This is a genomic window from Pseudarthrobacter sp. lyk4-40-TYG-27, from assembly GCF_030209295.1.
GTDB lineage: Bacteria > Actinomycetota > Actinomycetes > Actinomycetales > Micrococcaceae > Arthrobacter.
In genome coordinates, this window is sequence record NZ_JARVSH010000002.1 from 197,990 (window position 1) to 223,278 (window position 25,289).

The 25,289-nt window shown below is 66.1% G+C and carries 24 protein-coding genes; 18 read left to right on the forward strand and 6 right to left on the reverse strand.

Features of this window, described 5'->3' with window-relative positions:
* The first annotated feature begins 110 nt into the window (after positions 1-110).
* Together QRM96_RS04355 and QRM96_RS04360 are read left to right on the forward strand one after the other, a co-directional pair.
* A complete protein-coding gene (locus QRM96_RS04355; RefSeq protein ID WP_018762275.1) occupies positions 111-497 on the forward strand; it encodes a VOC family protein in 387 nt (128 codons plus the stop codon).
* Positions 498-633: 136 nt separating this feature from the next.
* Positions 634-984: a cupin domain-containing protein gene (locus QRM96_RS04360; protein ID WP_285318545.1), complete on the forward strand. Its 351-nt coding sequence runs from the start codon at positions 634-636 to the stop codon at positions 982-984.
* Between the two features lie 57 nt (positions 985-1,041).
* Here the strand turns inward: QRM96_RS04360 and QRM96_RS04365 are convergent, their stop codons facing one another.
* Together QRM96_RS04365 and QRM96_RS04370 are read right to left on the reverse strand one after the other, a co-directional pair.
* A complete protein-coding gene (locus QRM96_RS04365; RefSeq protein ID WP_109863977.1) occupies positions 1,042-2,295 on the reverse strand; it encodes an MFS transporter in 1,254 nt (417 codons plus the stop codon).
* Positions 2,292-2,753 (reverse strand): MarR family winged helix-turn-helix transcriptional regulator, encoded by a 462-nt coding sequence (locus tag QRM96_RS04370; protein WP_285318548.1) that lies wholly within the window; start codon positions 2,751-2,753, stop codon positions 2,292-2,294. The genes QRM96_RS04365 and QRM96_RS04370 overlap by 4 nt, the downstream gene beginning before the upstream one ends.
* 125 nt (positions 2,754-2,878) lie before the next feature.
* Between QRM96_RS04370 and QRM96_RS04375 the strand changes: the two genes are divergently transcribed.
* The 7 genes from QRM96_RS04375 to QRM96_RS04405 all read left to right on the forward strand — a co-directional run bounded on the left by QRM96_RS04375 (position 2,879) and on the right by QRM96_RS04405 (position 10,807).
* Positions 2,879-3,394 carry a DUF3592 domain-containing protein gene (locus tag QRM96_RS04375; protein ID WP_155845149.1) on the forward strand — a complete coding sequence of 172 codons (516 nt, stop codon included), beginning with the start codon at positions 2,879-2,881 and terminating at the stop codon, positions 3,392-3,394.
* A 54-nt stretch (positions 3,395-3,448) separates the two neighbouring features.
* Positions 3,449-4,030 carry an SOUL family heme-binding protein gene (locus tag QRM96_RS04380; protein WP_018762280.1) on the forward strand — a complete coding sequence of 194 codons (582 nt, stop codon included), beginning with the start codon at positions 3,449-3,451 and terminating at the stop codon, positions 4,028-4,030.
* Positions 4,031-4,419: 389 nt separating this feature from the next.
* On the forward strand, positions 4,420-6,498 hold the full coding sequence (locus QRM96_RS04385; protein ID WP_109863979.1) for a beta-galactosidase: 2,079 nt from the start codon (positions 4,420-4,422) through the stop codon (positions 6,496-6,498).
* A gap of 8 nt (positions 6,499-6,506) precedes the next feature.
* Complete coding sequence (locus tag QRM96_RS04390) at positions 6,507-7,487, forward strand: ABC transporter permease (RefSeq protein WP_018762282.1); 981 nt, start codon at positions 6,507-6,509, stop codon at positions 7,485-7,487.
* A gap of 83 nt (positions 7,488-7,570) precedes the next feature.
* Positions 7,571-8,440, forward strand: coding sequence for a carbohydrate ABC transporter permease (locus QRM96_RS04395; protein WP_026264722.1), 870 nt, complete (start codon positions 7,571-7,573; stop codon positions 8,438-8,440).
* Positions 8,441-8,446: 6 nt separating this feature from the next.
* Entirely contained in the window at positions 8,447-10,081 is a 1,635-nt protein-coding gene (locus QRM96_RS04400) for an ABC transporter substrate-binding protein (RefSeq protein ID WP_018762284.1), read from the forward strand.
* A gap of 48 nt (positions 10,082-10,129) precedes the next feature.
* On the forward strand, positions 10,130-10,807 hold the full coding sequence (locus tag QRM96_RS04405; protein ID WP_043424104.1) for a DUF624 domain-containing protein: 678 nt from the start codon (positions 10,130-10,132) through the stop codon (positions 10,805-10,807).
* A gap of 5 nt (positions 10,808-10,812) precedes the next feature.
* On the opposite strand, the gene QRM96_RS04410 is transcribed toward QRM96_RS04405, so the two are convergent.
* On the reverse strand, positions 10,813-11,550 hold the full coding sequence (locus tag QRM96_RS04410; RefSeq protein ID WP_018762286.1) for an alpha/beta fold hydrolase: 738 nt from the start codon (positions 11,548-11,550) through the stop codon (positions 10,813-10,815).
* A 73-nt stretch (positions 11,551-11,623) separates the two neighbouring features.
* Here QRM96_RS04410 and QRM96_RS04415 point away from each other — a divergent pair, with 73 nt between their 5' ends.
* The gene (locus QRM96_RS04415) at positions 11,624-12,319 is read left to right on the forward strand and encodes a helix-turn-helix transcriptional regulator (RefSeq protein WP_285318553.1); all 696 of its coding nucleotides are present in this window, start codon (positions 11,624-11,626) and stop codon (positions 12,317-12,319) included.
* An 18-nt stretch (positions 12,320-12,337) separates the two neighbouring features.
* Here the strand turns inward: QRM96_RS04415 and QRM96_RS04420 are convergent, their stop codons facing one another.
* Entirely contained in the window at positions 12,338-14,716 is a 2,379-nt protein-coding gene (locus QRM96_RS04420) for a glycoside hydrolase family 3 N-terminal domain-containing protein (RefSeq protein WP_285318555.1), read from the reverse strand.
* Between the two features lie 311 nt (positions 14,717-15,027).
* On the opposite strand from QRM96_RS04420, the gene QRM96_RS04425 reads away from it, so the two are divergent.
* From QRM96_RS04425 to QRM96_RS04445, 5 genes are read left to right on the forward strand one after another with little or no spacing between them, the layout of a single operon-like run.
* The gene (locus tag QRM96_RS04425) at positions 15,028-16,161 is read left to right on the forward strand and encodes a Gfo/Idh/MocA family protein (protein ID WP_109863985.1); all 1,134 of its coding nucleotides are present in this window, start codon (positions 15,028-15,030) and stop codon (positions 16,159-16,161) included.
* Positions 16,162-16,196: 35 nt separating this feature from the next.
* On the forward strand, positions 16,197-17,162 hold the full coding sequence (locus tag QRM96_RS04430; RefSeq protein WP_285318557.1) for a DUF6807 domain-containing protein: 966 nt from the start codon (positions 16,197-16,199) through the stop codon (positions 17,160-17,162).
* Between the two features lie 2 nt (positions 17,163-17,164).
* Positions 17,165-17,896, forward strand: coding sequence for a cupin domain-containing protein (locus QRM96_RS04435; RefSeq protein WP_285318559.1), 732 nt, complete (start codon positions 17,165-17,167; stop codon positions 17,894-17,896).
* A gap of 36 nt (positions 17,897-17,932) precedes the next feature.
* A complete protein-coding gene (locus QRM96_RS04440; protein ID WP_109863988.1) occupies positions 17,933-18,958 on the forward strand; it encodes a LacI family DNA-binding transcriptional regulator in 1,026 nt (341 codons plus the stop codon).
* Positions 18,959-18,987: 29 nt separating this feature from the next.
* On the forward strand, positions 18,988-19,491 hold the full coding sequence (locus QRM96_RS04445; RefSeq protein ID WP_018762294.1) for a GNAT family N-acetyltransferase: 504 nt from the start codon (positions 18,988-18,990) through the stop codon (positions 19,489-19,491).
* Here the strand turns inward: QRM96_RS04445 and QRM96_RS04450 are convergent.
* Positions 19,488-19,883, reverse strand: a complete 396-nt coding sequence (locus tag QRM96_RS04450) for a VOC family protein (RefSeq protein WP_109863989.1) — start codon at positions 19,881-19,883, stop codon at positions 19,488-19,490. The two genes, QRM96_RS04445 and QRM96_RS04450, sit on opposite strands and share 4 nt — an antisense overlap.
* Before the next feature lie 269 nt (positions 19,884-20,152).
* Between QRM96_RS04450 and QRM96_RS04455 the strand changes: the two genes are divergently transcribed.
* Together QRM96_RS04455 and QRM96_RS04460 are read left to right on the forward strand one after the other, a co-directional pair.
* The gene (locus QRM96_RS04455; protein ID WP_285318561.1) at positions 20,153-21,535 is read left to right on the forward strand and encodes a GmrSD restriction endonuclease domain-containing protein; all 1,383 of its coding nucleotides are present in this window, start codon (positions 20,153-20,155) and stop codon (positions 21,533-21,535) included.
* A 65-nt stretch (positions 21,536-21,600) separates the two neighbouring features.
* Positions 21,601-22,335, forward strand: a complete 735-nt coding sequence (locus QRM96_RS04460) for an excalibur calcium-binding domain-containing protein (RefSeq protein WP_285318562.1) — start codon at positions 21,601-21,603, stop codon at positions 22,333-22,335.
* Positions 22,336-22,494: 159 nt separating this feature from the next.
* Here QRM96_RS04460 and QRM96_RS04465 read toward each other — a convergent pair whose 3' ends face one another.
* Positions 22,495-23,367 carry a universal stress protein gene (locus tag QRM96_RS04465; RefSeq protein WP_350224057.1) on the reverse strand — a complete coding sequence of 291 codons (873 nt, stop codon included), beginning with the start codon at positions 23,365-23,367 and terminating at the stop codon, positions 22,495-22,497.
* A 347-nt stretch (positions 23,368-23,714) separates the two neighbouring features.
* Between QRM96_RS04465 and QRM96_RS04470 the strand changes: the two genes are divergently transcribed.
* Entirely contained in the window at positions 23,715-24,803 is a 1,089-nt protein-coding gene (locus tag QRM96_RS04470) for a TerC family protein (RefSeq protein WP_285318563.1), read from the forward strand.
* Positions 24,804-25,289 lie beyond the last annotated feature (486 nt).

Here is a 25,289-nt window from a genome sequence, read left to right on the forward strand (position 1 = left end):
CCGCCCCGGCATTCGGCGGGAAGGACGGCCACGAGGCCCGGCGGGGGACGGCCGGGCCGATTCGGGGGAGAGCATCGCCATCAGGAAAAGTGGCAAGGAGAGTTGTTGTCATGCTCAAAGATCTGGAAGTCATGGCTGTATTGCCGGCAAAGGACATTGACCGGGCACGGGAGTTCTACCGGGACAAGCTGGGTTTGGAGCCCGAGCGGACCATGAGTGACGGCGGGCTCGTGTACCGGTGCGGGAAGGGTACCGCGTTCCTGATTTACCAAACGGACAACGCAGGCTCGGCCAAGAACACGCAGATAGGGTGGGGAACCGATGACGTACGGCGCGACGTCGAGGAACTGCGCGGCCGGGGCGTCGTTTTCGAGGAGTACGACATGCCCGGACTGAAGACAGAGAACGGCATCGCCTCGATGGAGGGAATGGGCGACGCCGCCTGGTTCCTGGACAGTGAGGGCAACATTCTGAACATTTCATCGCTGCCCCGTTGAACGCCGTGGCCCGCTGTCGCAGGCCCGGCACATTAAGGACGACGCCGGCACCCGCCGCCGGAAGCACCTGCACCCGGGTGCCCCGGCAGGGGCAGGGCCGGCGCCGCCGCAGATTGAGGTTGTGGGAAGGGGCGCGATGAGCGTCGAGGAGGTGGCACCGAAGACCGCTGGCGTCTCGGTGGAGTTGCTGGCTGCGGTCGACCTTGCCGGCGAGATCGACGGGATGGAAGGGCGCCAGTTGCGGATGCGGATGGTGACCATCGAGCCCGGTGGAGTGTTCGGCCCCCTCCATGACCATGCAGGCCGGCCTGGCACTGTCTATGTCCTCTCGGGGATCATCACCGACCACCGGGACGGGGTTGCCACGGAGTACGGGCCGGGCGTGGGCTGGCCGGAGGACCGGAACACCCTGCACTGGCTGGAGAACCGGGGAGTGGTGCCGGCGGTCGAAATCTCGGTGGATATCATCGGCGCGCCCATGCCGTAAAGCTTGTCCGGGCTTTGCCGCAGGTGCCGGGATCGGCCGTACCCGCCCACCCGACTCTCAGACGGCCGGTTCCCGCCTGCCCAGCGCCATCCGGAGCGCGCCGCGGAAAGTAATCCGGTTCCGCCTGCTCACCGCCACCACCGCCGCGATTCCGGCCAGGAGCACCACGATGCCGCCGGAGGCGACCGACCAGCGTGCACCGTACTGGCTGCCTATCCACCCCACCAGGGGCGAACCCAGCGCGGTGCCGCCTTGCAGCACTGCCAGGTACAGCGCCAGGACGCGGCCACGGAACGGGGCTTCCACGGAGAGCTGGATGCTGGTGTTGCAGCTGTTCAGGAAAGTGATGGACGCCAGGCCCACCGGAACCAGGATGGCTGCGTACGTCCAGAACGATGGCGCCAGGCTGCCGAGGATCGTGAAGAAGCCCAGCCCCAACGCGCCGCCCAGGAGGAAGCGCAGCCGGGGGCCGGACCGGCGCGCGGCCAGGAGGGCGCCGGCGAGCGTACCTACCGCCATGATCGAGCCGAGGAGCCCGAATTCACTGGGCCCCATGCTGAACTCGGTGGTGGCCATCAGCGAGTTGATGACCGGGAAGTTCATGCCGAACGCGCCCAGGATACCCACCAGGACCATGATCAACATCAGATCCGGACGGCGGCGCACATACCGGACGCCCTCCACCACCTGGTGCTTGTTGCGTTGGCCTGCCACGGGGGCCGGCTGGGTGATGCGGATCCGGAACAGCGAGACCAGGACGGCGGCGAAGCTGGCAGCGTTGAGCAGGAACACCGGGCCGGTGCCCACCCACGCGATGAGGACGCCGGCGATTGCGGGGCCGGTAAGCCGGGCGGTATTGAAGGACGCCGAGTTCAAGGCCACTGCATTGGAGATGTTGTCCTGGCCAACCAGTTCGGACACGAAGGCCTGGCGGGCGGGGGCATCCACGGCGCTGGCAACTCCCAGGCAGAACGCAGCCACGTAGGCGTGCCACAACTGGGCGGTGCCGGTGACCACGAGCAGGCCGATGGCCAAGCCGGTGAAGCCCATGGCCAGCTGCGTCCACATCAGGATGATGCGCTTGCGGTACCGGTCCGCCAGCACTCCGCCGTACGGGCCGAACAGCAGCATGGGCAGGAACTGCAGGCCGGTGGTGAGGCCCACCGCGGCACCGGAGTGGTCCGTAAGGACGGTCAGGACCAGCCAGTCCTGTGCCACCCGCTGCATCCAGGTGCCGATGTTGGACACGATCGCGCCGCCGGCCCAGATGCGGTAGTTGGGGTTTTCGAGGGCCCGGAACATGGCACTCATTTGGCGCTCATTTCCTGCATGATGCGGGCCGCGCGGCTCAGTGTGAGCCGGTCGTCCTCGCTGAGCCCTGCCACGCGCCGGGCCAGCCAGGCGGTCCGCTGCCGGCGTGCTTCCTCGAGGACCGTCCTGCCGGAGTCGGTGATGTCCACGCGAACCTGGCGGCCGTCGTCGGGATGGGCGGACCGGGTGACGAATCCTTGGTCGGCGAGGGCGTTGACGATCCTGGTCATGGACGGGGCCTGGACGTGTTCGCTCTCTGCCAGTGCGCGCAGCGTGCTGGGACCGCTGCCGTTGAGCAGGGCCAGGACGGTGTACTGGCCAGGGGTGATGATGTCGCCGGTTGCTTCGACGCGGAGCCGGCGGGACGTGCGCATCACGGCGGTGCGCAGGTCGATGGCGAGGGTGTCCGGGGCGGTGGGGTCTGCTGTGGCCTGGGGCTTGGTGTGGGCGGGTGACATGTAAGCGGGTGCGCCTCCTGCTGCGGTTATTTAGCACTGCTAATTAGTTCTGCTAACTATTATGCCGCTCATGGTTGCCCATGGCAACGGTCCAGTGTGTGGTTTTGCTGACAGGCTCGGGCAGAATGGGAGCCGTGACCGGGCGCAGAACCGACAAGAACCGCAAGCCCGCGCGGCCGTGGAAGATAAGGCTGAACCTGGCGGTCACCGTCCTGGTCCTTTGCCTGGGGCCCATCATGATCGGTGCGGGCAGCTTCATGATCAACGCGGACGAAGAACTCGCGCGCACTGGAGCGCGGGCAACCGGAACGATCGTCCACTTTGACGATGTCACCAAGGCATCCCAGCGCAGGATCCGGGTTGACTTCACGACGCCGGACGGATCGGCCCACCGGACGTTCGCGGCCGTGGACCACGACCAGCACCCTGTGGTGGGAACCGATGTTCCTGTGATCTATGCCGAAGATGATCCTGGCCGGGCGATCGTTCCGGGCTATGAAAGTGGCGGAGAGTGGTTCCGTGGTGCCGGCGTGGTCCTGACAGCGCTCTTCGGTGGAATTGGAACCCTGGCCGTCGTCCTGATGGGAGTGGGGGCCCTGCGCGGCTTCCTTCGGAGGCGCGCCACACGGCGCGTGGGGTGAGCCGGGGCGCAGGTCTGGCCGCCCAGGCGCCACGGGCGTAGGCTCTGACGCACCATGACTGAACAGCAGCCCTATGAACTGATCCGCCGGTATCCACATTTCGAGCTCCGTTGGTATCCGGCTTACGTCGTGGCTGAGGTCAAGGTCAGGGCGGACTTCGACCGGGCCGGAAACGCGGCGTTCCGTTACCTGTTCAATTACATCAGCGGCAACAACTCCGCCCGCCGCAAGCTGGCCATGACTGCGCCCGTCATCCAGGAGCCTGGTTCCCCGCAAAAGCTGGCCATGACGGCTCCCGTGCTGCAGCAGGGGCCGTTGCCGGGAGCCCGTGGGCCGGCGGAGTTCGTGGTGGGATTCGTGCTCCCGGCCGGCGTCACGGCCGACACGGCCCCGGCTCCCGCCGACCCCAGGGTGACGGTGCGCGCCGTTCCGGCCTCCCTTTCCGCTGCCCTCAGCTTCACGGGCGGCGGCTCCGCTTCTTCCTTCGAGCGGCATACCGCGGGGCTCCAAGCGGCACTGAAAGTTGCCGGGCTGACGCCGGTCGGCGCTCCGCGATACGCGCGCTTCGACCCGCCCTTCAAGCCCTGGTTCCTGCGACGCAATGAAGTGCTGCAGGACATCAAAGAGCCAGGATAGCGGGCGCCGGACCACTGCCTGCCGCTGGCGGAGGAGGGCGTCCGCGCCCACCGGGGGTGGCCGGCCTGGATCGTGCGGTCCCAGGCTGGCTGTTGATACTGGCATTGGCGCTGCGAAACCTGCCACGCCGGTCGTACAAGCAGCTCCGATAGTTTCTTCCAACCCTGGAAAATACGGAACCTGGCCTGCGCCTGGACCGACGTTTTCCGGACGGGGGCCTCCTGCATGCATCCATGTTAGCGTTCGCATCCGCGGCAATGCGGAGAAATGAGTGCGCTCCTACTTTCACGTACCTGTTGTTATTGCTGAAAGTTTACGATAGTTTCTCTGTGTGATGCAGGTCGCACTGGTGGGGAGCCCGCGGCCAACATGCCAACCAAAGGACAATGATGACCAGCGAGCAACGCACCCATACCCCCGAACACCGGCTTAAGCGCCTGCATGACCGGCTTGGCGGCATCGCCTACGGAGGGGATTACAACCCCGAGCAGTGGCCGCGCGAGGTGTGGGACGAGGACGTCCGCCTCATGAAGGAAGCAGGGGTCAACCTGGTTACCCTGGCCGTTTTCTCCTGGAGCAGGCTCGAAACGGCAGACGGCATCTACGACTTCAGCTGGCTGGACGAGATCATGGACCTGCTGCACGCCAACGGCATCGGCGTGGACCTGGCCACTCCGGACGCTGTCCCGCCGGCCTGGCTGATCGCCCGGCACCCAGACATCCTTCCGGTCCTGGCTGATGGCAGCACCTTCGGCTTCGGCTCCCGCCAGCACTTCGACGTCTCCCACCCCGCCTACCGGGCAAAGTCCCTGGCGATGGCGGAAAAGATGGGGGAGCGGTACGCCGCCCACCCCGCCCTGTGCATGTGGCACGTCAACAACGAGTACGGCCCCGTCTCCTACGGCCCGCACGCCGACCGCGCCTTCCGGGAATGGCTCCAAGACAAGTACGGCAGCCTGGAGGAATTGAACCGGGCCTGGAGCACCGACGTGTGGGGCCAGGTCTACTCCGACTGGGCCCAGGTCAATGCACCTGCCCAGCCCCGCACCTGGTCCAACCCGTCCCGCCGGCTCGATTACCACCGGTTCACCTCGGACAGCATGCTGGCGCACTACAAGGCCGAACGGGACATCCTGCGCCGCCATACGCCGGAACTGCCCGTTGTTACCAACTTCATGCGCTTCTACAAGAACAACGACTACTGGGCCTGGGCCGCCGAGGAAGATGCCGCCGCACTGGACATCTATCCGGACCCTCGCGAATCCGACGCGCACGTTGCCGCCGCCCTCAACTTCGACCTCATGCGCTCACTGCGGAAGGGCCAGCCCTGGCTGGTCATGGAACAAGCCACCGCAGCCGTCAGCCAATGGTCCGTCAACGTCTCCAAACTGCCCGGCAAAATGCGTTTAGGCTCCTACCAGGCGATCGCCCAGGGAGCCGATTCCATCCTCTTCTTCCAGTGGCGCCAGGCCAGGGGAGGCACCGAACGCTTCCACTCCGGCATGGTCAACCATGCCGGCCCCAACACGCGGGTGTTCCGGGAGGTCTGCGAACTGGGCCGGGAGCTCAAGCACCTCTCCGGAATCACCGGCACCCGCTCCACCGCCAAGGTGGCGCTGGTCTTTGACTGGGACTGCTGGTGGGCCCTGGAACTGGGCAACTCGCCCCGCTCGGACCTGAGCTACGCGCAGGAAGTCCTCCGCCTTTACCGGCCCTTCTTTGACGCCAACATCACCGTGGACTTCGTGGACACCACCAGCGACCTTCACCAGTACAGCCTGGTGGTCCTTCCCGCCACCTACCTGCTTACCGACGACGCCGCACAGCGCTACGAGGACTACGTCGCCGGCGGCGGCCGGCTGGTGGCCAGCTACCTCTCCGGCATTGTGGACCAGGACAACACGATCCGGCTCGGCGGCTACCCTGGCGCCCTCCGCAACGTCCTGGGCGCGTGGAGCGAGGAGATGCACCCGCTGGCCGGGGAGGGCGAGGCCGTCAAGCTTTCAACGGCCGACGGCGGCACGGCCTCAGCGGATTACTGGACCGAACACCTGCACGCCACCTCGGCGGAGGTGCTGGCCCGCTACGCCTCGGGCAGGCTGGCCGGGTCGCCGGCCGTCACCCGCAACAGTTTCGGCTGCGGCACCGCCGTCTACCTCTCGGCGAGGGTGGACGGCACCTACCTGGAGGAACTGCTCGACGCCGAACGGACCGCTGCGGGGATCCGCCCCGAACTGGACGCGCCGCTGGGAGTGCAGGTCCGCCGTCGTGCCGGCAACGGACGCAGCTACCTGCTGGTCCTCAACCACAACGACGCACCGGCCCGGGTGGATGTTGGGGCGGGCGGCACGGACGTGCTCACCGGCACCCGAATCACGGGTGCAGTGGAACTGGCCGCCAACGGGGTCCTGGTCCTGGAAGAGGCAGCTGGCGAACACGCCCGCACATACGCAGAAGCCGGCCGGTAGGAGGCAACATGGCCACGCAATTGGAAGTACCTCCCGGAGCGGTCACCACACAGCCGCCCGGCCGCAAGGACAAACCACGGAACAAGCCCGGCGGCTGGAAGCTCGCCATCAAGCGCGACTGGCGGCTCTACACGCTGGTGCTGCTGCCGCTGGCCTACTTCGCCATCTTCCGCTACCTGCCCATGGCCGGCAACGTCATCGCGTTCCGGCAATTCCAGCCCGGCGGCAGCATCTTCGGCGAGAAATGGGTGGGACTGAAGTACGTCACCCTGTTCATCAACGATCCCAGTTTCTGGCAGGCCTTCCAGAACACCATCATCCTGGGCGTGCTGACACTCCTGTTCTGCTTCCCAATGCCCATCATCTTCGCGCTGATGCTGAACGAGCTGCGCTCGCAGAAGTTCAAGAAATTCGTCCAGACGGTGGCGTACCTGCCGCACTTCATGTCAGTGGTGATCATCGCCGGCATGATCCTGCAGAACTTCTCCATGACCGGTACGGTGAACCAGATCGCCAGCACGGTCTTCGGAAGCACGGTGAACTTCACCCAGGACGCCGCCTGGTTCCGGCCCATGTACATCAGCTCCGAGGTGTGGCAGACCATGGGCTGGGGCGCCATCCTGTACCTGGCCGCCCTCACCAGGGTCGACGAGTCGCTGTATGAGGCCGCCCGGATCGACGGCGCCAACCGGTGGCAACAGACCTGGCATGTGACCCTCCCGGCCATCCGGCCCACCATCATCACGCTGCTGATCCTGAACATCGGCACGTTCATGGCCGTGGGCTTCGAGAAGATCCTGCTGATTTACAACCCGCTCAACTACCAGACCTCGGACGTCATCTCCACCTACCTGTACCGGGTGGGCCTGGAATCGTCCAACTTCAGCTACGCGGCCGCGATCGGCATGTTCGAATCCGTCATCGGCCTCACGCTGATCCTCTCCGCGAACGCCATCTCCAAACGGCTCGCCGGAACGAGCCTGTGGTGAAAGGGGCCACCGTGAAAGAGACAACCGTGAAGGAAACCGCAGTGCAAAAGCCCACGGCGGACACCGGTGTGCTGGTCAAGGACATGAAGGTCTCCCGCAGCATGCGGGTGTTCCGCGTGGCCAACCTGGTGTTCCTGCTGGTGGTGGTCTTCCTGACCATGTACCCGTTCCTGAACATCCTGGCGCAGAGCTTCTCCAGCGAAGGGTTCATCAACGCCGGGCAGGTCAACCTTTTCCCGCTGGGGTTCAACACCCAGACCTACCAGCTGATCCTGGCGGATTCGGTGTTTTGGCGGAATTACGGCAACACCGTCCTGTACACGGTGGTGGCCACCGCAATCTCGATGGTCCTGACCACCAGTTTCGCGTACGCCATCGCTAAGAAGGACCTCAAGGGACGCAGCGTGTTCATCGGCATCGCCGTGTTCACCATGTTCTTCAACGGCGGCCTGATCCCCAACTACGTGCTCATCACCTCGCTGGGCATGCGGGACACCCTGTGGGCGGTGGTGCTGCCCAACGCCATCAGCGTCTTCAACCTGCTGATCATGAAGTCGTTCTTCGAGAACATGCCGCGGGAACTGGAGGAGGCGGCCGCCATCGACGGGCTCACCCAGTACGGGGTCCTGTTCAAGGTGGTGCTGCCGCTGAGCAAGGCCATCGTGGCCACCATGGTCCTGTTCTACGCCGTGGCCAACTGGAACTCCTGGTTCCAGGCGTTCCTCTACCTGGACAACCCGGATCTGTTCCCGGTGACCATCTACCTCCGCAACATGATTGCCGGCGTCACCACCGCGGGTTCGGCCGGCGGCACGGCAGAGAACGTGGGCCAGATCGCCGCCAACATCCAGTCGGTGACCATCGTGCTCACCATCATCCCCATCCTGTGCGTCTACCCGTTCGTCCAGAAGTACTTCTTTTCGGGCGTCATGCTCGGCTCCGTCAAGGAATAACCCGTTATGAAAGGAAAACCCATGATCCGCAGACGAGACTTCCTCGGCCTGTCCGCGCTCGCAGCCTTCGGCCTGGTGATGGCCGGGTGCGACTCAGATTCCGGCAGCAAGGTGGACACCTCAAAGGCCCGCAACGGTGCGATGGACAGCTTCGGGGTGGGGGACACGTTCAAGGCGACGACGCCGCTGAGCTTCACGTTCCTCTTCAGCGACCAGCCCACTTACCCGTACAAGAAGGACTGGCTGCTGTTCACCAAGATGGCCAGCGACAACAACGTCACGCTGCAGCCCACCATCGTCCCCAGCAGCGACTACGAGCAGAAGCGCAGCCTCCTGATCAGCTCCGGGAGTGCCCCCGAGATCATCGCCAAGACCTACCCCGGCCAGGAGAGCGCGTATGTGTCCTCCGGTGCGGTCCTCCCGGTCAGCGACTACGTGGACCTCATGCCCCACTACCAGGACAAAATCAAGAAATGGAAGCTGGAACCTGAAATCGCAGGACTCACCCAGGAGGACGGGAAGTACTACGTCCTGCCTGGCCTGCACGAGGAGCTCTGGCCGGACTACACGCTGGCGTTCCGCACCGACGTGCTGGAGAAGGAAGGCATTGCCGAGCCCAAGAGCTGGGACGAGTTCCGCGAGGTGCTCCGCAAGCTCAAGAAGTCCCATCCCGACGTCGTGCCCTTCTCCGACCGGTTCAATGGCAACAGCGTGCTGAACATTGCCGGCACCGCGTTCGGAACCGTGGCAGGCTGGGGCCTGGTGGACGGCTTGACGTTCGACGACGGCAAGAAGCAATTCGCCTTCGGCTCGGCCAGCAGCCAGTTCAAGGACCTGGTTACCTACTTCAACTCGCTGGTGTCCGAGGGCCTGATGGACCCGGAAAGCTTCACCCAGACCGACGATTCCGCCATCCAGAAGTTCACGTCCGGCAAGTCGTTCGTGATCAGCGCCAACTCGCAGAACATCATCACCTACCGCACGTCCATGGAGCAGTCACTGGGCAAGGGCAACTTCGCGGTCCGCAAGATCACCGTCCCCGGCGGCCCGGCCGGTGACCTGATCGGTGGTTCGCGGCTGGAGAACGGCATCATGCTGAACTCATCGGTGAAGGACAAAGACAGCTTCGTGGCGCTGATGCAGTACATCGACTGGCTGTTCTACAGCGACGCCGGCCAGGAATTCTCCAAGTGGGGCGTCCAGGGCACCACCTACACCAAGGAAGGCAGCAAGCGCGTCCTGGCCAAGGACATCAACTTCCAGGGCCTGAACCCGGCAGGCACCAAGGACCTGCGCGTGGACTACGGCTTCTCCGGTGGCAATTTCTCCTATGGCGGCACCACGGACTTGCTGCAGTCCACCTTCAACGACGAGGAGCTGGCGTTCCAAAAGGCCATGAAGAGCAAGACGCCCAAGCCAGTGGCGCCGCCCGTGCCGTTCAGCGACACGGACCGCGAACAGGCCACGCTGGTGCTCACGCCGCTCAAGGACCACGTCAAGCAGAACACCCTGAAGTTCATTACCGGCCAGCGGCCCCTCTCCGAGTTCGACGCCTACGTCAAGGAGCTGGACAGCAAGGGCATGGGCAAGTATGTAGATTTGGCCAACAAGGCGTACAAGGCCTACGCGGACAAGAAGTAGGCGGACGACGGCGGCAGCCTGCCTGCCGCGGCAACCGAAAGGCAGTTGGTGGTTCAGAAGAAAGCGGAGTACGGTGCCGGCCCCCTCTTCAGGGCGGCCGGCACCGTGGCGGGCGTGATGACGGGCTCGGCCCTGCTGGTGCTGGCCAACGTACTGCTGCCGGCGGCACTGGTGGCGGCCCCGTTCGCAGGGGCCTGGCTGGTCCTGCCGGCGCTCATTCCGGCCGGTCCGGCGCTGGTGGCGTGCATCTATGCGTTCAACCGGATGCTCACGGGGCATGAGGGACAGGTGTACCAGGACTTCATCCGCGGCTACCGGATGAATGCCGGCCAGGCCCTGCAGGTGTGGCTGCCGTACCTGCTGGTCCTGGCCGTCATCGCGGTGAACCTCGCCGGACTGCCGTCGCTCGGACCCGCAGCACCGGCGCTCCGGCCGGCGTTGCTGGTCCTCGCGCTGCTCGTGGCCACAGCGGGCTTGAACGCGCTGCTGCTGTTGTCCCGGTTCTCGTTCCGGACCCGGGACGTGTACCGGCTCTCCCTGTACAGCTTCAGCGCCCGGAAGCGGGTCTCCTTGGGCAACGCCGGCATCCTGTTCGTCACCGCCACCCTCCTGCTGATGACCACCACCTACCTGCTGCCGCTGCTCGCCGGGACCGTGGTGTTCCTGGTGTGCCTGAACTCCCGCCCGCTGCTGGCGCTGGTTGAGGAGGAATTCACTCTCGCCTGACCTCGTCAGTTTGTGCGGGACGCGGCTGACCCAATGGCTTTGGCGAGGTCGCGGGGACGGCTCCACATGGGCCAGTGCCCCGTTGGGAGGTCGATGACGTCGAGGTGTTCGACGCGCGCGACTTCTGCAAACATGGCATGCCCGGCGCGGGCGAGCTCCAGCACCTGCGCGCTCGGGATCGAACAGCACACCAGGGTGGTCCGGACCTTGTGGCGGGCATCGTTCCTGAGCTCGACGGCCTGACGAAGCACAGGCCCGGGTTCAGGGACGGCCCGGGCCCGAAAACGCTCGAGGACGTCCGGGCTCAGGCCCTCGAGGCTCGCCTGCTGTCCGAGGACATCGAAGGGCGGCAGCGGAAGCTCCGCCAACTCTTCCGGGATGCCCGCGCCGAAGGCGCTTCCAGGTGCCACAGGGCCGGAGTCGACCCACACCACTCGATGGACAAGTTCGGGGTGTCGGTCAAGGACGAGGCTGACGGGGGCGTTTGCCCCGCTGTGGGCGACGAGGATGGCGGGCTGGTCCGCAGAGGCCCCGAGCCGGCTGATGACGTCCAGGACCGCTGCGGCCTGGTCGTCGAGGGTTTTTGCCGCACGGCCGGGATCGTCCACGTCGAGGCCGGGCAGCGTCATCGCGACTGCGCGGGAGTGGTCGGTTGCCAGGTGTTCCAGCACTTCGTCCCACGCCCAGGCGCCCAGCCAGTGGCCGGCGATGAGAACGATGGGACGGCTTGAAGTAGTTGTCATGCCAATACCCTCGCAGGCGTACCGGACAAGGGTGTGTCACTATTTATGTCATGAATTTGCCAGGGGCTGAACGGTGAAGCGGGTCGAACGGCTCCATGCCCTCTCCGAGATGTTGCGCCGCAGCGGCAGGCGGGGGCTTTCCGCCGAACGGCTGGCTGCAGCGTTTGAGGTATCCGTTCGCACCATCAAGCGGGACCTCGATGCGTTGGAGAACAGCGGGGCGCCAGTATGGTCCCGGCCGGGTCCGGGCGGTGGCTACGGTTTGGCTGGAGGTGCGTCCCTGCCACCCGTCAGCCTGTCACCGGCCCAGGCCGTGGCGCTCATGGCAGCGGTGTCCGCCGCGCCTGATGCCCCCTACGCCGATCTGGCAGCAGCAGGTGTCCGAAAGATCATGGATGTCCTCGATCCCAAAACCCGGGCACAAGCGGACGAGCTGGCCCACCGCGTCTGGGTCAACGCGCTTCCCGCCTCGTCCCGCGCCATCAAATCCGCACTGGAGGAGGCGATGGCCGAGCAGCGCGTGATCCGCCTCCGCTACACGGCGGGGGACGGGACCGCCACCACCCGCGACGTCGAGCCGGTGCTGTTCGCCGCCACCAACGGCCAGTGGTACCTGGTTGGGTGGTGCCGGCTGCGCGACGCAATGCGGTGGTTCACCGTCTCGCGCATCGAGCGGGCCGTCGTCACCAAGACGGCCTGCAGCGGCCATGGCATCCATGAGGTTGGGGAACCCCCGGCTAACGCCAGGCCGGTGCACGGCCGGGGATGACATGTCCGGTCGGCACGGCTAAAGCGGGGTTACCGTTACCGGTGTCAGCATCTCCCGGTCAAAGCCCACCTCGCGGCGGCCGCCGTGCAGGATGAGTTCGTGGGTGTGGAGGTCCCGGCTGCTGGAGGTCGAAACATGCAGCTTCACCAGGCCGGGGGTCACCACCCTCTTCAGGTCGACCCCGGTAAAGGAGGTCCGGTCCGCGTGCACCGTGAACTCCACCCGGGCCGCGGCGCCGGCCGCAAGGTCAACCCGGGCGTAGCCAATCAGTTCACGGACAGGCCGCACCACTTCGCCCACCGGGTCCTCGAGGTACAGCTGCACCACTTCCGCCCCGTCAACCGGGCCGGTATTGGCCACCGAGCATCCCACGGTGACGGAGCCCGCCGTCGTCATCGTGGGCCCGCTGGCCGTGTGGCAGGAAAAGTCGAAGGTCGTGTAGGACAGGCCGTGCCCGAAACCGAACAGCGGTGAGGGGTCCAGTGCGCTGACGCCGGACGGCCCGGCCAGGCGGCTGTGCAGGTAGGTGCCCGGTTGTCCGCCGGAGGTCCGCGGCACGGAAACCGGCAGCTTGCCGGACGGAGTCACGGCTCCGGTCAGGACGTCCCACAGCGCCTCGGCGCCCTCCTCGCCCGGGAAGAACCCCTGCACGATCGCTCCGGCCCTGGCCGCGAAGTCGCCCAGCGCGTAAGGCCGGCCGCTGAGGACCACCACGACGGTGCGGGTGCCGGCGGCCTCGGCAGCCGTGAGGACCTGGTCCAGCATGCGGTGCTGGTCACCGGGGAGCCGCAGGTCGGCAGCGTCGTTGCCTTCGCCGGAGGTGCCCCGGCCAAAGAGGCCCGCATTGTCACCCACTACGATCACGCAGGTGTCTACCGCTGAGGCAATCCGGCAGGCTTCCAGGACCTGCGTGTCGCTGATGGCCTCGCACGTTCCGGTGGCGGCGGTCCGGATCCGGCCAAACCGCTCGGCGGCTGCACCGGCCACAGTCGGAACCCGGATGCCCATGGGCACCTCGGGATGCGATGCGCCGACGTGGGCGTCAAAGGAATAGCAGCCCAGCATGGCGAACGGGTCCTGCGCCAGCGGCCCCACGACGCCCACCGACGCCAAAGCCGCCGCCGGCAGCGGCAGGCTTGGCCCGTCGTCGTGCGCCCTGTTGGTCAGCAGCACCAGGGACTGCGTGGCGATCTCCCGGGCCAGCGCCCGGTGGGCCGCAGGGTCAAGGTCGATGGCGCCGGCAGCCAGGGCCGGGGGAGCTGGGTCGAAGTCCGGCGAGAGCAGCCCGGCTTCCTGCTTTTGCCGGAGCACCCGCAGGAGTGCGGTGTCCACCAGGGATTCGGGGACCTCCCCGGAGCGCACGCGCTCAAGCAGGGGCAGGCCGTAGCAGTTCACCGTTGGCAGTTCCACGTCCACGCCCGCTGCCAACGCCAGGGCTGCAGCCTCTCCGGAATCGGCGGCGATGCCATGCGTGGCGTTGAGGAAGGCGATGCCGAAGTAGTCCGCCACCACGGTCCCGGCGAAGCCCCACTCGTCCCGGAGCAGGGAGGTCAGCAGGGCACGGTTTGCCGCGGCGGGAATACCGTCGGTGTCCGTGTAGGCGTGCATCACGGAACGGGCGCCGCCGTCCTTGATGGCCAGTTCGAACGGCGGCAGCATGACGTCCGCGAGTTCCCGGGGGCCCATGGAGACGGGCGCGTGGTTCCGTCCGGCGCGTGAGGCGGAGTAGCCCACGAAGTGCTTGAGGGTGGCAATGATCCCTTCGGCTTCCAGCCCTTTGACGTAGGAGCTTGCCACGGTGCCCACGAGGTAGGGGTCCTCGCCAATGGTTTCTTCCACCCTGCCCCAGCGGAGGTCCCGCACCACATCCAGTACCGGCGCGAGGCCCTGGTGGACGCCCAGTTGCCGCATCTGGCCGCCGATCAAGCCGGCCATCCGGCGCACCAGCGCCGGGTTGAAGGTGGCGCCCCAGGCCAGCGGTACAGGGAAGGCGGTCGCTTTCCAGGCGGCCAGCCCGGCCAGGCATTCCTCGTGCACCTGCGCGGGGATCCGGAACCGTGAGGCGGCCATGATCTGCTCCTGCGCAGCGGCCAGCCGGCGCGCCCCCTCAAGTGGTTCCAGCGGAACCGTGCCGTACATCCGGGTGATCTGGCCGAGGCCCGCAGAAATCACGTCGTCCCAGGAACGGGCGTCGCCTGCCATTTCGTTCTGCAACGGGGCAACAGAGTCGCCTTCAGTGGAAGCATTTACCCACACGCCCACCAGCTGGGCCAGTTTTTCCTCAAGGGTCATCTGCCGCACCAGCTCCTCGAGGGACAGGTGTCCGACGGCGGAAGGCGGCTCGACGCCCGCCGCGGGTGAGGGGAGGGCTTGCTTTTCGGCGGCACCGCTGGTCACGGACGTCTCCTAGGATCGGACGATGTTTCTAAGAAAGTATCAGAAACTTATGTTTAGTTTCTAGATCGAAACCCCTTGACTCTGGAATCAAAATCTTCCTACGGTTGAAAACAAAGCCTTGGACACGTAGCTGCAGCGAGCATCCGAAACTTCGAAGAGAGCATAGAAAGTTTCTTGAGGAGCATCGGCGATGCAGGGTCACCCGGCCGGTGCAATGCCGGGTGGTCCGGCATCATCACGGCAACCGCTTCGGGGCACGCTTCTGGGCAACGACTTCACTGCAACGACTTCACTGCAACGACGGAGAGAACATGCGCACGTACAAAGTGGCCATTGTGGGCACCGGCGGGATCGCCGCGGTCCACGCGGACAACCTGGCACGGACAGGCGGGCGCGCCGAGCTCGTCGCAGCCTGCGACGTGGACCAGGGCCGGCTGGACTCCTTTGCGGAGAAGCATGGCATTCCCGGCACATACCTCACGGTGGCCGAACTGCTCGCGGGGGCCCAGCCGGACATCGTGCACCTGTGCACCCCGCCCATGCTGCACATCGACCAAGCCATCGAATGCCTTGAAGCCGGGGTGCATGTGCTCTCGGAGAAGCCCCCGGCACTGAGCCTGGCGGACTTCGACCGGCTGGAGAAAGCCCAGGCCAAAGGCGGCGCCCAGTTCTCCTGCGTGTTCCAGCACCGGTTTGGGGATGCCGCCGCGGCCGCCCGGGAACTGATCGGGGGCGCCGGGTTCGGCCGCCCGCTGGTGGCCCGCTGCGATACCCTCTGGTACCGGCCGGACAGCTACTGGGACCTGCCCTGGCGCGGCACGTGGAACGCCGAGGGTGGCGGCCCCACCATGGGCCACGGCATCCACCAATTCGATCTCCTCCTGCACCTGCTGGGACCGTGGGAGGAAGTCACCGCGATAGCAGGCCGGCAGGCACGTGCCACGTCCACCGAAGACCTGTCCGCCGCGCTGGTCCGGTTCCGCAACGGCGCCGTGGCCACCATCGTCAACTCGTTGCTCTCGCCCCGGGAGACCTCGGACATCCGGATCGACTGCGAGTTCGCCACCGTGGAACTGAGCCACCTTTACGGCTACGCCACGGACAACTGGACCGTTACCGGCGCACCAGGCCACGAAGACGGGGTCCGCACCGAGTGGCGCAGCCGGCCGCTGGAACGCGGCAGCGGACACTCCGCCCAGTTCCTGGCCATGTACCAAGCGCTCGACGCCGGGCTTCCGCTGCCCGCCGGCGCAGACTCCGCCCGGCAGACCCTTGAGCTCGCTGCCGCGATCTACGCCTCCGCCTTTACCGGCAGGGCCGTCCGCCGCGGCGAGATCGTCCCCGGCCACCCCTTCTACGGCGGGATGGACGGAGACGGGCTGGGCACCGCCGCCCTAGATGCCACGGCCCTCAACGAAACAGCTTTCGACGCCGCCCGCGCCTGACACCCCACACCCCACACCCCAAGGAGCCTCCCGCCATGACCACCGCCCCTGCAGCCGTCCACACAGCCCGGCTGGATGTCACCGACGACGGAGCAGCCCTCACGTTTACCGCCGACGGCAAGCCCATCGCCACCTATACCTACCGGCCCACCGACCCCCAATACGAGAGCCCCCGCCCGTTCTTCCATCCGCTGACCACCCTGGGCGGAGACGACGTGACCATTTCCCGGCCCTGGGACCACGTCTGGCACAAGGGGCTCTCCTGGGCGCTCCCGAACGTGGGCAGCCACAACTTCTGGGGCGGCGCCACCTACACGCGCGCCACCGAGTACGCCAACCTGGACAACAACGGCGCCATGACCCACGCCGCCTTCACCGGGATCGAGCACTCCGGCGCAGGGATCACCGCATCGGAATCCCTCACCTGGACCTCGCAGGACGGTGGCCCGGTCATTGCGGAGGACCGCCGGTTCAGCGTCCAGTTGCTGGCGGACGGCGGTGCCGGCGACGAAACCGGAGGTGCCTACGCCATCCTCTTCGAAACCCGGATGGACAACATCTCCGGGGCAGAGATCAGGATCGGCAGCCCCACCACGGAAGGCCGCCACAACGCTGGCTACGGCGGTCTCTTCTGGCGCGGCCCACGGTCCTTTACCGGCGGCGAATTCCGCAACCAGGAGGGCGCCGGTACCGACGAATTCATGGGCACCCGATCGCCGTGGATCGCCTTTACCGGCAAGCACGACGTCAGTTGCCGGTCCTCCACCGTTGCCTTCGTGGAAGACGGTTCGAACCCCGGCGCACCGAACCAGTGGTTCGCGCGGTCCTCCATGTTCGCCTGCCTGGGTTCAGCACCCTTCTTCAGCGCCGAGGTCCCGCTCCGGGCAGGTGAGCCGCTGACGTACCGCTATGCGGTGGTGATCGCCGACGGCGGCGTGGACCAGGGCCGGGCCGCGGCGCTGGCGGCGGCCGCGCAAACCGCCCTTGGCAATTGGGCCTGAGTATGGGCTCAACGTTCCCGGGTGCTACCGGCCTGTCCGAGATCAGCATTTACGACTGGCCGGGGGCGGATGGCGCCGCCGGCGGATCGCCGCACGTGCACACCGCCTCCACCGAGGCGTATGTGGTGCTGGCGGGAGCGGGCCGGCTGGAGACCCTTGATTCACGAGGGTTCACCACCACTGCGCTGGAGCCCGGCGTGGTTCTCTGGTTCACCCCCGGTACAGTCCACCGCGCCATCAACGATTCGGGGGACCTGAAGATCCTGGTGGTCATGCAAAACGCAGGGCTGCCCGAACACGGGGACGCCGTGATGACCTTCCCGCCGGAGCACCTCACCGGCCCGGCAGCGTACCGCCGCGCCGCGGTCCTGGAGCAGACTGATGCCGACACGGGACTGGCCGCAGCCGAGGAAGCCGCGCGCCGTCGTCGTGACCTGGCGCTGGAAGGCTACCTGGCGCTCAAGGACGCTGTCCTCGAATCCGGGCCGGCGGCGTTGGCGGGATTCCACGCCGCGGCCGCCCGGCTGGCGTCCGCCAGGGCCGGAGCCTGGGCCGGGCTTCTGGCAGCCGGCGCAGCCCGGCAGGCCGAGGTCACCCGGCGGCAACTGGTTTCTCTGGACACGGCGGAAAGTATCTATCTGGCGAACGCGCGAACTACGATGGGAAAACGGGAAAACCGCAGGATTTACGGCATGTGCGGCCGGATTCAGGCGTGGGAACTTTCCGATAACTAGCCCCGGGCGCGTGACCCGGGTGAAAGGGTGGTTTCCGTGGTGAGCAAACAGGACACCGGGCGCGCGACAATCAGCGAGATTGCCCGCGAGGCCGGCGTATCCGTTCCCACCGTGTCCAAGGTGCTGAACGGGCATGCGCACGTCGCCGCGGAGACCCGGGCGCGGGTGGAGGAAATCATCGCCCGCCGCGATTACGCGCGCCGCCCGGCCAAGCGCCGGCAGAAGGCCGGCCTTGTGGACCTCGTGTTTCCCGGCCTGGGCTCGGAATGGGCCTTGGAGATCATCGAGGGCGTGGAGCGGGTGGCGCAGGACGCCGGATACGGAACCGTGGTGAGCAGCCTGAGCCTGGACGGGTCCCGAATCCGGCCCTGGTTGGCAAACCTCGCGGAGCGTAAATCCGACGGCCTGCTGATGGCCGTGTACCAGCTGGACGCCAAACAGATCCAGCGGGTGAAATCGCTGGGGATCCCGGTGGTCCTGATCGACCCCGTGGGCCAGCCCGGACCGGACCTGATGACGGTGGGCGCGGCCAACTGGGAGGGCGGCTACTCGGCCACGGAACACCTGCTCAAGCTGGGGCACAAACGGATCGCCATGATTGGCGGACGCGAAGACCTGCAATGCAGCAGCGCCCGCGAGGACGGCTACATCTCCGCGCTGCGCCGGGCCGGCATTGCGCTGGACCCGGCCCTGATGGTGCCGGGCAACTTTTCCATCGAGGCCGGCGAGGCGGCCACGCGCAAGCTACTGGAACTGCCGGACAGGCCGACGGCGATCTTCACCGGCAACGACGACCAGGCACTGGGCGCCTACCGTGCGGCGCGCTCTGCCGGGCTGCGCATCCCGGAAGACCTGTCCATCATTGGTTTCGACGACATCCCCGCCGCCGAATGGGTTGAGCCGGGCCTCACCACCATCCGGCAGCCGGTGGTGCAGATGGCGGAAACCGCCATGCGTGCCCTGCTGCGGCACCTGGACGGCGACGAGGAACTGCCGCAACGGATCGAGCTGGGCACCGAACTGGTGGTCCGCGGATCCACGGCGGCCCCGCCAACACATTGATCCGGTGCCGCCCTTATTAGGCTGGAGCGATGGATTATGTACTTCGACGGGCCACTCCGGAGGATGCCGAGGCCATCGTGTTGATGCATACGGCCGCGCACGAAGAAAGCTACGGACACCTGCTTTCGCCCGGATTCTTTGCTGAGCGGCGGCGCTCAATCCCGGAACGCGTGGCCCGGCGTCGGCCGTATCTTGAGGCTCCCCACCCGCGGATCGTCGCCGAGGACGCCAACGGCGAGATTGTAGGCCTTGCCGACGCCGGCCCGCCGCGCCAGGAAGACAGCCCGTTCGCGCTGGAGCTGTACTCGATTTTCGTACTGAAGCGCGCACAGGGGAGCGGGCTGGGGAAGGCCCTGCTGGAGGCCGCCCTGGGCGGTTCGCCCGCCTACTTGTGGGTTCTTGAGGAGAACGTCAAGGCGCAGTCCTTCTACCGCCGCCAAGGCTTTAGGTTCGACGGCGGTCGCGGCAACCTGCCGCCGGAGTGGGAAAGCGTGCCGGAACTGCGGATGGTCCGGGACCGGCCCGCGGGCTAGCCGGCTTTGTGGGCGTCGCGGACGGCGGGCGGGGTTTGTCCCTGCATGACCCAGCGGTTGCCGTCTGGGTCGCTGAAGTAGGCGAACAGGACGCCGCCCAGGTCCTGGATTTCGCTGATCTCGGCCCCGCGCTGCACTAGTTCATCGCGGACGGCCGGGAGGTCCGGAACCACCAGTTGAAGACCTTCCAGGCTGCCCGGAGCCATGGCGGTCATGCCGGTTCCGATCACTACCGAGGCGGCAGAACCTGGCGGCGTCAGCTGGACAACGCGCATGCCGGGGATGTGCTCCACGTCATGGTCCAGCACAAAGCCCAGCTGTTCGGTGTAAAAAGCTTTTGATTTCTCGACATCGGAAACCGGGACCTGGACCACTTCGAGGCGCATCTGCATGCGGGCAACTCTACCTTTGCCCATGCCAGCGGGGGAACGGTCGTCCGGCGCAGGTCCATTCGCCCTCCGGCCGTATTGTGACGCGCGGGAAGCCCGCTTCCTCAAGGTTCCCTCAAGACTGGCTGAATGTTGGCCGAGTATTCACGGCGGCGGCAAATCCGCACGTCATGGGGCCGTAGGCTCAGCGGCATCGAGCTTTGCAGGGCTTAGCAGAAGGCCCGGCAGAAAAGGGGTGCCGACTTGCTCGGCGTCCTCATCATTGGGGAAGAATGTCCGACTACGAGACCCTCTTGGGGGCTGCTCAATCGGCGCCGGCGCCGAAGCCGCCGCGGAATCCACGCGCTTCGACGTTTGCCATCGGAGCAATTACCGCCATCTTCACGCTGTTGGGCGCACTCAGCGGCGGTGTTGGAGGCGCCCTGATTTTCCTCGGCATCTCCGGTGCGCTGACTGGTCTTTATGTCGTGCTCACTGGAAGGCGCTCCTGGGCCTGGCTGCCGGCGAAACGCAAGGCCGGCGCCGTCGCCATAGCCGCGTCCTTCGCCCTTCTCATCGGTGGTGCCGTAGCGCTGCCCCGTGTCGCAGGCGCGGACCTTGAGGCCGCCTCCGCGGAAAGCAGGGCTACGGCGAGGGCAGCGACAGCGAGCGTCACTGCGCCGGCCGTGGCGGCGCCGTCGTCCATGCCCACTCCTACGCCCACGACTGGGGACACCGGCGAGCCGCTGGACCCGGACACCCCCAACGCCGTAGCGGCGGGCGTCTCCGCGGCAGCGCCCAACCCGCAGCCCGCCTACGAAACCAAGGCGATCGACCTGCTTGCAACGCTTGCCATCAAGGGCCGCGCGCCGAAGACGGGCTATGACCGGGCGCAATTCGGGCAGGCATGGGCGGACGTGGACCGGAACGGTTGCGATACGCGCAATGACATCCTCCAGCGGGACCTCACCGGCATCACGTTCACGAACAATGTGCCCTGCAAGGTGCAGTCCGGCACCCTCGCCGATCCGTATACCGGCACCACCATCGGTTTCGTACGCGGATCCGCGACGAGCACCGCCGTGCAGATCGACCACGTGGTGGCGTTGAGCGACGCCTGGCAGAAGGGGGCCCAGCAGTTGACCGCCGGGCAGCGGACGGCATTCGCGAATGACCCGCTGAACCTGCAGGCGACTGACGGGCCTGCCAACCAGCAAAAGGGCGACGGTGACGCCGCCACCTGGCTGCCGCCCAACAAGGGGTACCGGTGCGAGTACGTCGCCCGGCAAATTTCCGTGAAGGCCACGTACGGGTTGTGGGTGACCCAGGCGGAGCACGACGCGATGGCACGGATCCTGGGCGACTGCACCGGGCAGCTGGCACCGACCAACCAGCAGGCGCCGCCGCCCGTCGCTGCCGAGCCGGCACCTTCCGCCGTTGCGCCTGCTCCTGCAGCTCCCGTGCCGGCTCCGGTTGCGCCGGCGCTGGCTCCGGTTGCCCCCGCTCCTGCTCCGGTTGCCCCTGCTCCTGCTCCTGCTGCGCCCGCCCCCGCGGCGGCTGTGTACTACGCCAACTGCACTGCGGCGAGGGCCGCAGGAGCGGCGCCGATCTACGCGGGCCAGGCCGGATACCGGCCGGCGCTGGACCGCGACTCCGACGGCGTCGCCTGCGAGTAGGGCTCTTGCCCGGGATTCGCCGGGCTCTCTTTCCACCATCACCATCACGCATTCCTAGGGGAATCATGAAAGAAAACATCGGGCCTGCCGCCGGCAGGTTGAAGAAGACGCTGGCCTTGGCTGTGTTGACCGGACTTATGTTGACCGGCTGCGGCGGCGGCAAGCAGGCTGCGGTGGAGCCGGCCTCCGCGGCATCGGCGACTGCCACGGTGGAAGCCTCCGTCACCGTCCCGGGAGTTGTAGGGCTGACCCTGGACACGGCGACGGACCAACTGGAGAAGCTTGGCTTCAAGGTTGACGCGGTTGACTCTGTTGACGGCAAATCGATCATCGTGAAGAAGAACTGGCAGGTGCTGACCCAGGACCCTTCCAACGGAGCCCAGGCAGCAAAGGGCTCCACGGTGCACCTTGGCGTTAAGTCCCTGGAAAAGATCGCCGCTGAAAAGGCTGCGGCCGAGAAGGCTGCAGCTGACAAGGCAGCTGCAGACGCGGCCGCGAAGGCCGCCGCCGCGAAGGCCGCTGCCGACAAAGTCGCGGCGGACAAAGCGGCATCGGACAAGGCTGCGGCTGATCAAGCTGCTGCTGCCAAAGCGGCAGCAGACCAAGCTGCCGCCGCCGCGGCTCAGCAGGGGGCGCAGGCGCCTGCTCCCGCGGCCGTTCCTGCTGCGCCGGCGCCGGCGGCATACTTCGCAAACTGCACAGCCGCTAAAGCGGCCGGGGCGGCCCCGCTGTACAGGGGGCAGCCAGGTTACCGGTCGGCTCTGGACCGCGACGGTGACGGAGTTGCCTGCGAGCGTTAGAACCGCGAGCCGTGGAAGCCTTCCTTCTCGCGAAGGTTTCCACGGCATTCCTGTATTCGGTCAGAGTCGGATCACCGGCCACGCCGGATACCCCAAGCCTCGGATGCCTTTGAGTCCCTGCGTTTAGGTTGCGCGACCGGGCACCCACGTCCATCCGGATTAGGACCCGTGCGCTGCCTTGGCGGCGGGCGGGCGCCGGGAAACGAGCACTGGACCCTTGGCATGGTGGAGGACGGCATGGGCCGTCGAACCGATGCTTCCCTTGATCAGTCCGTGGCCTTTCGTCCCGACGACGGTGAGGCGTGCGCCTTGGGCTGCGTGCAGGATGGCGCGGGGTACAGAGGTGTCGGTCAGGAGCTGCTGTTCGACCATAAGCCCGGGCGCCAACTCCTGCGCCTTGGCAACAGCCGAGTCCAGCAGAGCCTCGGCCGCGGCACCGGGGTCAACAGGGTCCCGGACAAGCCGGTAGCCGGCCGGAACCGTCCGGACGTGGATGATGACCAGCCGGGCTCCCGACGAGGCGGCCGCGGTGCAAGCATCCTCAAGTGCCGCGGAGGACTCCGGGTCCTCAACGGCGACCACCACGGGGCCGTCAGGGTCTTCGCCGGGCTTGATCACAGCCACGGGACACGATGCGGTGGCTGCCATCTCAAGGCTGACGGAGCCGATGAGCAGGCCCATGAATCCGCCGAGTCCGCGACTCCCGAGGACCAGCATGTCCTGGCCAGCGGAGAGCCTGGGCAGATTGACGTTGGGGCTCCCGGACAACAGACTGGTCCGGACTTCCACATCCGGGGCGGACTGGCGCGCGTGGGCGGCGCCCTCCTGCAGTGTTTTTTCCGCCGCGTGCTGGAGCCCGCTGTCCTTGATGCCGGGGACTGGCCCCAGGTTCTTCGTCAGCAGTGGCCACAAGGTGCAATGCACCAGATGGAGGGGAACCTTGCGCCGGGACGCCTCCCTCGCAGCCCACCGGACAGCCAGTGCAGCCGGCTCCGAACCGTCATAGCCCACGACAATGGTTTTGGATTCCACAATGCCCCATCCTCGGTCCCGGCAACCACGGCGTCGTGGAATGCCCGGGTCTATTTTCTATTGCCGAGCCTGTGGCGGGCCAGGGGCCAATGTCCCTCGACGGACAGCATTGTTTGCGCTGACAGCCCTGCACCCGACCCCCAACTGCCGGCGGCGAAGTGCGGGGAAAAGCTTTTGATGCGTACCGCCGGCGTACGTTAGAATTGACGAATCAAGGGGAGTACTCCCGTCTGTGGTTGGCCCGTCAATACGGATGCAGCGAAGCATCCCGGGCCGTCAGCTCCGGATCAGTCCGGGCGGAGGAGACCTTGGCGTAATAGTCAACGCCGAACCCTTGGAGTACCCAAATGCAGGTAACACCACTGATCTGGATCATCACCCTTGCTGTGACAGTCCTCTTCTTCGTTTACGAGTTTTTCGCGCACGTGCGCAAACCCCATGAGCCTTCCATCGGTGAATCAGCGCGTTGGTCGGCCTTCTACATTGGGCTGGCCCTCCTGTTCGGAGTTGGCATCGGCCTGGTGTCCGGCTGGTCCTACGGCGGCGAGTATTTCGCCGGGTACCTCACCGAGAAGGCACTCTCGATCGACAACTTGTTCGTCTTCCTGATCGTGATGAGCGGGTTCGCTGTCCCGAAGAAGTACCAGCAGAAAGTGCTGATGATCGGCATCGTCATCGCGCTGATTCTTCGGGGCGGTTTCATCGCCATCGGCGCCGGCCTGATCGAGAACTTCTCCTGGATTTTCTACATCTTCGGTGCGCTGCTGCTCTTCCTCGCCTACAAGCAGGCTTTCGGCAGCCACGATTCCAACCCTGCTGACGGCAAGTTCATGCAACTGGTGCGCCGCGTCCTGCCGGTTGCCGACGAATACCACGGCGACAAGCTCACAGTGAAGCAAGGCGGCAAACGCTTCTATACCCCCATGATGCTGACCATCATTGCGATTGGCTTTGTGGACCTGATCTTTGCCGTTGACTCCATTCCGGCCATCTATGGGCTTACCAACGAGGCGTACATCGTTTTCACCGCCAACGCCTTCGCCCTCATGGGCCTGCGCCAGCTGTTCTTCCTGATCGGGGGACTGCTGGAACGCCTCGTCTACCTGGCCCAGGGCCTCGCCGTCATTCTCGCCTTCATCGGCGTGAAGCTTGTCTTCCACGCACTACACGTGAACGAACTGGCCTTCATCAACGGCGGCCAGCCGCTCCTGTGGGTCCCCGAGATCCCCATCTGGTTCTCGCTGCTGTTCATCGCTGCCACCATCGCCGTTGCCACGGTTGCCAGCCTCCTGAAGACCCGTGCCGACAACGGCGGGAGCGGCCGCCATTCTGTGGACGGCGGACCGGCTGCGGCATCCGCGGATGACCGGGAGGCGGATGGGCAGCCCGACGAAGACCCACGCCACACGGCTGGCGCACCCAAGTCATCACTGTGACTCAACGCATAAGACGGAGATCCGGCCGCTAAGACGGCCCTCAACTGCCGGAAACCGCGGAAATCCGCGGTTTCCGGCAGTGTGCGGAGCCCCCTGTTCCTGGATTTGCGGTGGGGTTGGTGGGCGTGTATTGTTTTCTGAGTCGCCGCCGCTGATGCGGAAAGATAGCGGCGAAAACCCCCTTCTGAACGGCCTGGAAAATGGTTCGCTTTGTGGCGAGCCTGGTGGGTTGGGGTGGTCTTCTTCCTGGTGTGGGTCCTGAGTGATGGATTTGTGTTGGGGTGGGGGATCGGGTAAGTTTGGAAAGTTGCTCCGGAGCGATCTGCGACTGGTTTTTGGTTGTGGTGGTGCCGGGTGTGTCTGTTGTTTGAGAACTCAATAGTGTGCCAAGTTTGTTGATACCAATTGTTTTATGGATTGGTTGAATTGATTGGATCCGCCACCCCGTGGTGTGGTCTGGTTTTTACAGCTGGTTTCAAATTTTGT

What these genes read in the sequence shown, in the direction of transcription:
- QRM96_RS04435 (WP_285318559.1), top strand. Translation starts at nt 17,165, where the DNA reads ATGGGCTCAACGTTCCCGGGTGCTACCGGCCTGTCCGAGATCAGCATT.
- QRM96_RS04395 (WP_026264722.1), top strand. Translation starts at nt 7,571, where the DNA reads ATGAAGGTCTCCCGCAGCATGCGGGTGTTCCGCGTGGCCAACCTGGTG.
- QRM96_RS04410 (WP_018762286.1), bottom strand. Translation starts at nt 11,550, where the DNA reads ATGACAACTACTTCAAGCCGTCCCATCGTTCTCATCGCCGGCCACTGG.
- QRM96_RS04365 (WP_109863977.1), bottom strand. Translation starts at nt 2,295, where the DNA reads ATGAGTGCCATGTTCCGGGCCCTCGAAAACCCCAACTACCGCATCTGG.
- QRM96_RS04370 (WP_285318548.1), bottom strand. Translation starts at nt 2,753, where the DNA reads ATGTCACCCGCCCACACCAAGCCCCAGGCCACAGCAGACCCCACCGCC.
- QRM96_RS04470 (WP_285318563.1), top strand. Translation starts at nt 23,715, where the DNA reads ATGCAGGTAACACCACTGATCTGGATCATCACCCTTGCTGTGACAGTC.
- QRM96_RS04460 (WP_285318562.1), top strand. Translation starts at nt 21,601, where the DNA reads ATGAAAGAAAACATCGGGCCTGCCGCCGGCAGGTTGAAGAAGACGCTG.
- QRM96_RS04445 (WP_018762294.1), top strand. Translation starts at nt 18,988, where the DNA reads ATGGATTATGTACTTCGACGGGCCACTCCGGAGGATGCCGAGGCCATC.
- QRM96_RS04360 (WP_285318545.1), top strand. Translation starts at nt 634, where the DNA reads ATGAGCGTCGAGGAGGTGGCACCGAAGACCGCTGGCGTCTCGGTGGAG.
- QRM96_RS04455 (WP_285318561.1), top strand. Translation starts at nt 20,153, where the DNA reads ATGTCCGACTACGAGACCCTCTTGGGGGCTGCTCAATCGGCGCCGGCG.
- QRM96_RS04355 (WP_018762275.1), top strand. Translation starts at nt 111, where the DNA reads ATGCTCAAAGATCTGGAAGTCATGGCTGTATTGCCGGCAAAGGACATT.
- QRM96_RS04430 (WP_285318557.1), top strand. Translation starts at nt 16,197, where the DNA reads ATGACCACCGCCCCTGCAGCCGTCCACACAGCCCGGCTGGATGTCACC.
- QRM96_RS04425 (WP_109863985.1), top strand. Translation starts at nt 15,028, where the DNA reads ATGCGCACGTACAAAGTGGCCATTGTGGGCACCGGCGGGATCGCCGCG.
- QRM96_RS04375 (WP_155845149.1), top strand. Translation starts at nt 2,879, where the DNA reads ATGGGAGCCGTGACCGGGCGCAGAACCGACAAGAACCGCAAGCCCGCG.
- QRM96_RS04385 (WP_109863979.1), top strand. Translation starts at nt 4,420, where the DNA reads ATGACCAGCGAGCAACGCACCCATACCCCCGAACACCGGCTTAAGCGC.
- QRM96_RS04380 (WP_018762280.1), top strand. Translation starts at nt 3,449, where the DNA reads ATGACTGAACAGCAGCCCTATGAACTGATCCGCCGGTATCCACATTTC.
- QRM96_RS04390 (WP_018762282.1), top strand. Translation starts at nt 6,507, where the DNA reads ATGGCCACGCAATTGGAAGTACCTCCCGGAGCGGTCACCACACAGCCG.
- QRM96_RS04400 (WP_018762284.1), top strand. Translation starts at nt 8,447, where the DNA reads ATGAAAGGAAAACCCATGATCCGCAGACGAGACTTCCTCGGCCTGTCC.
- QRM96_RS04450 (WP_109863989.1), bottom strand. Translation starts at nt 19,883, where the DNA reads ATGCAGATGCGCCTCGAAGTGGTCCAGGTCCCGGTTTCCGATGTCGAG.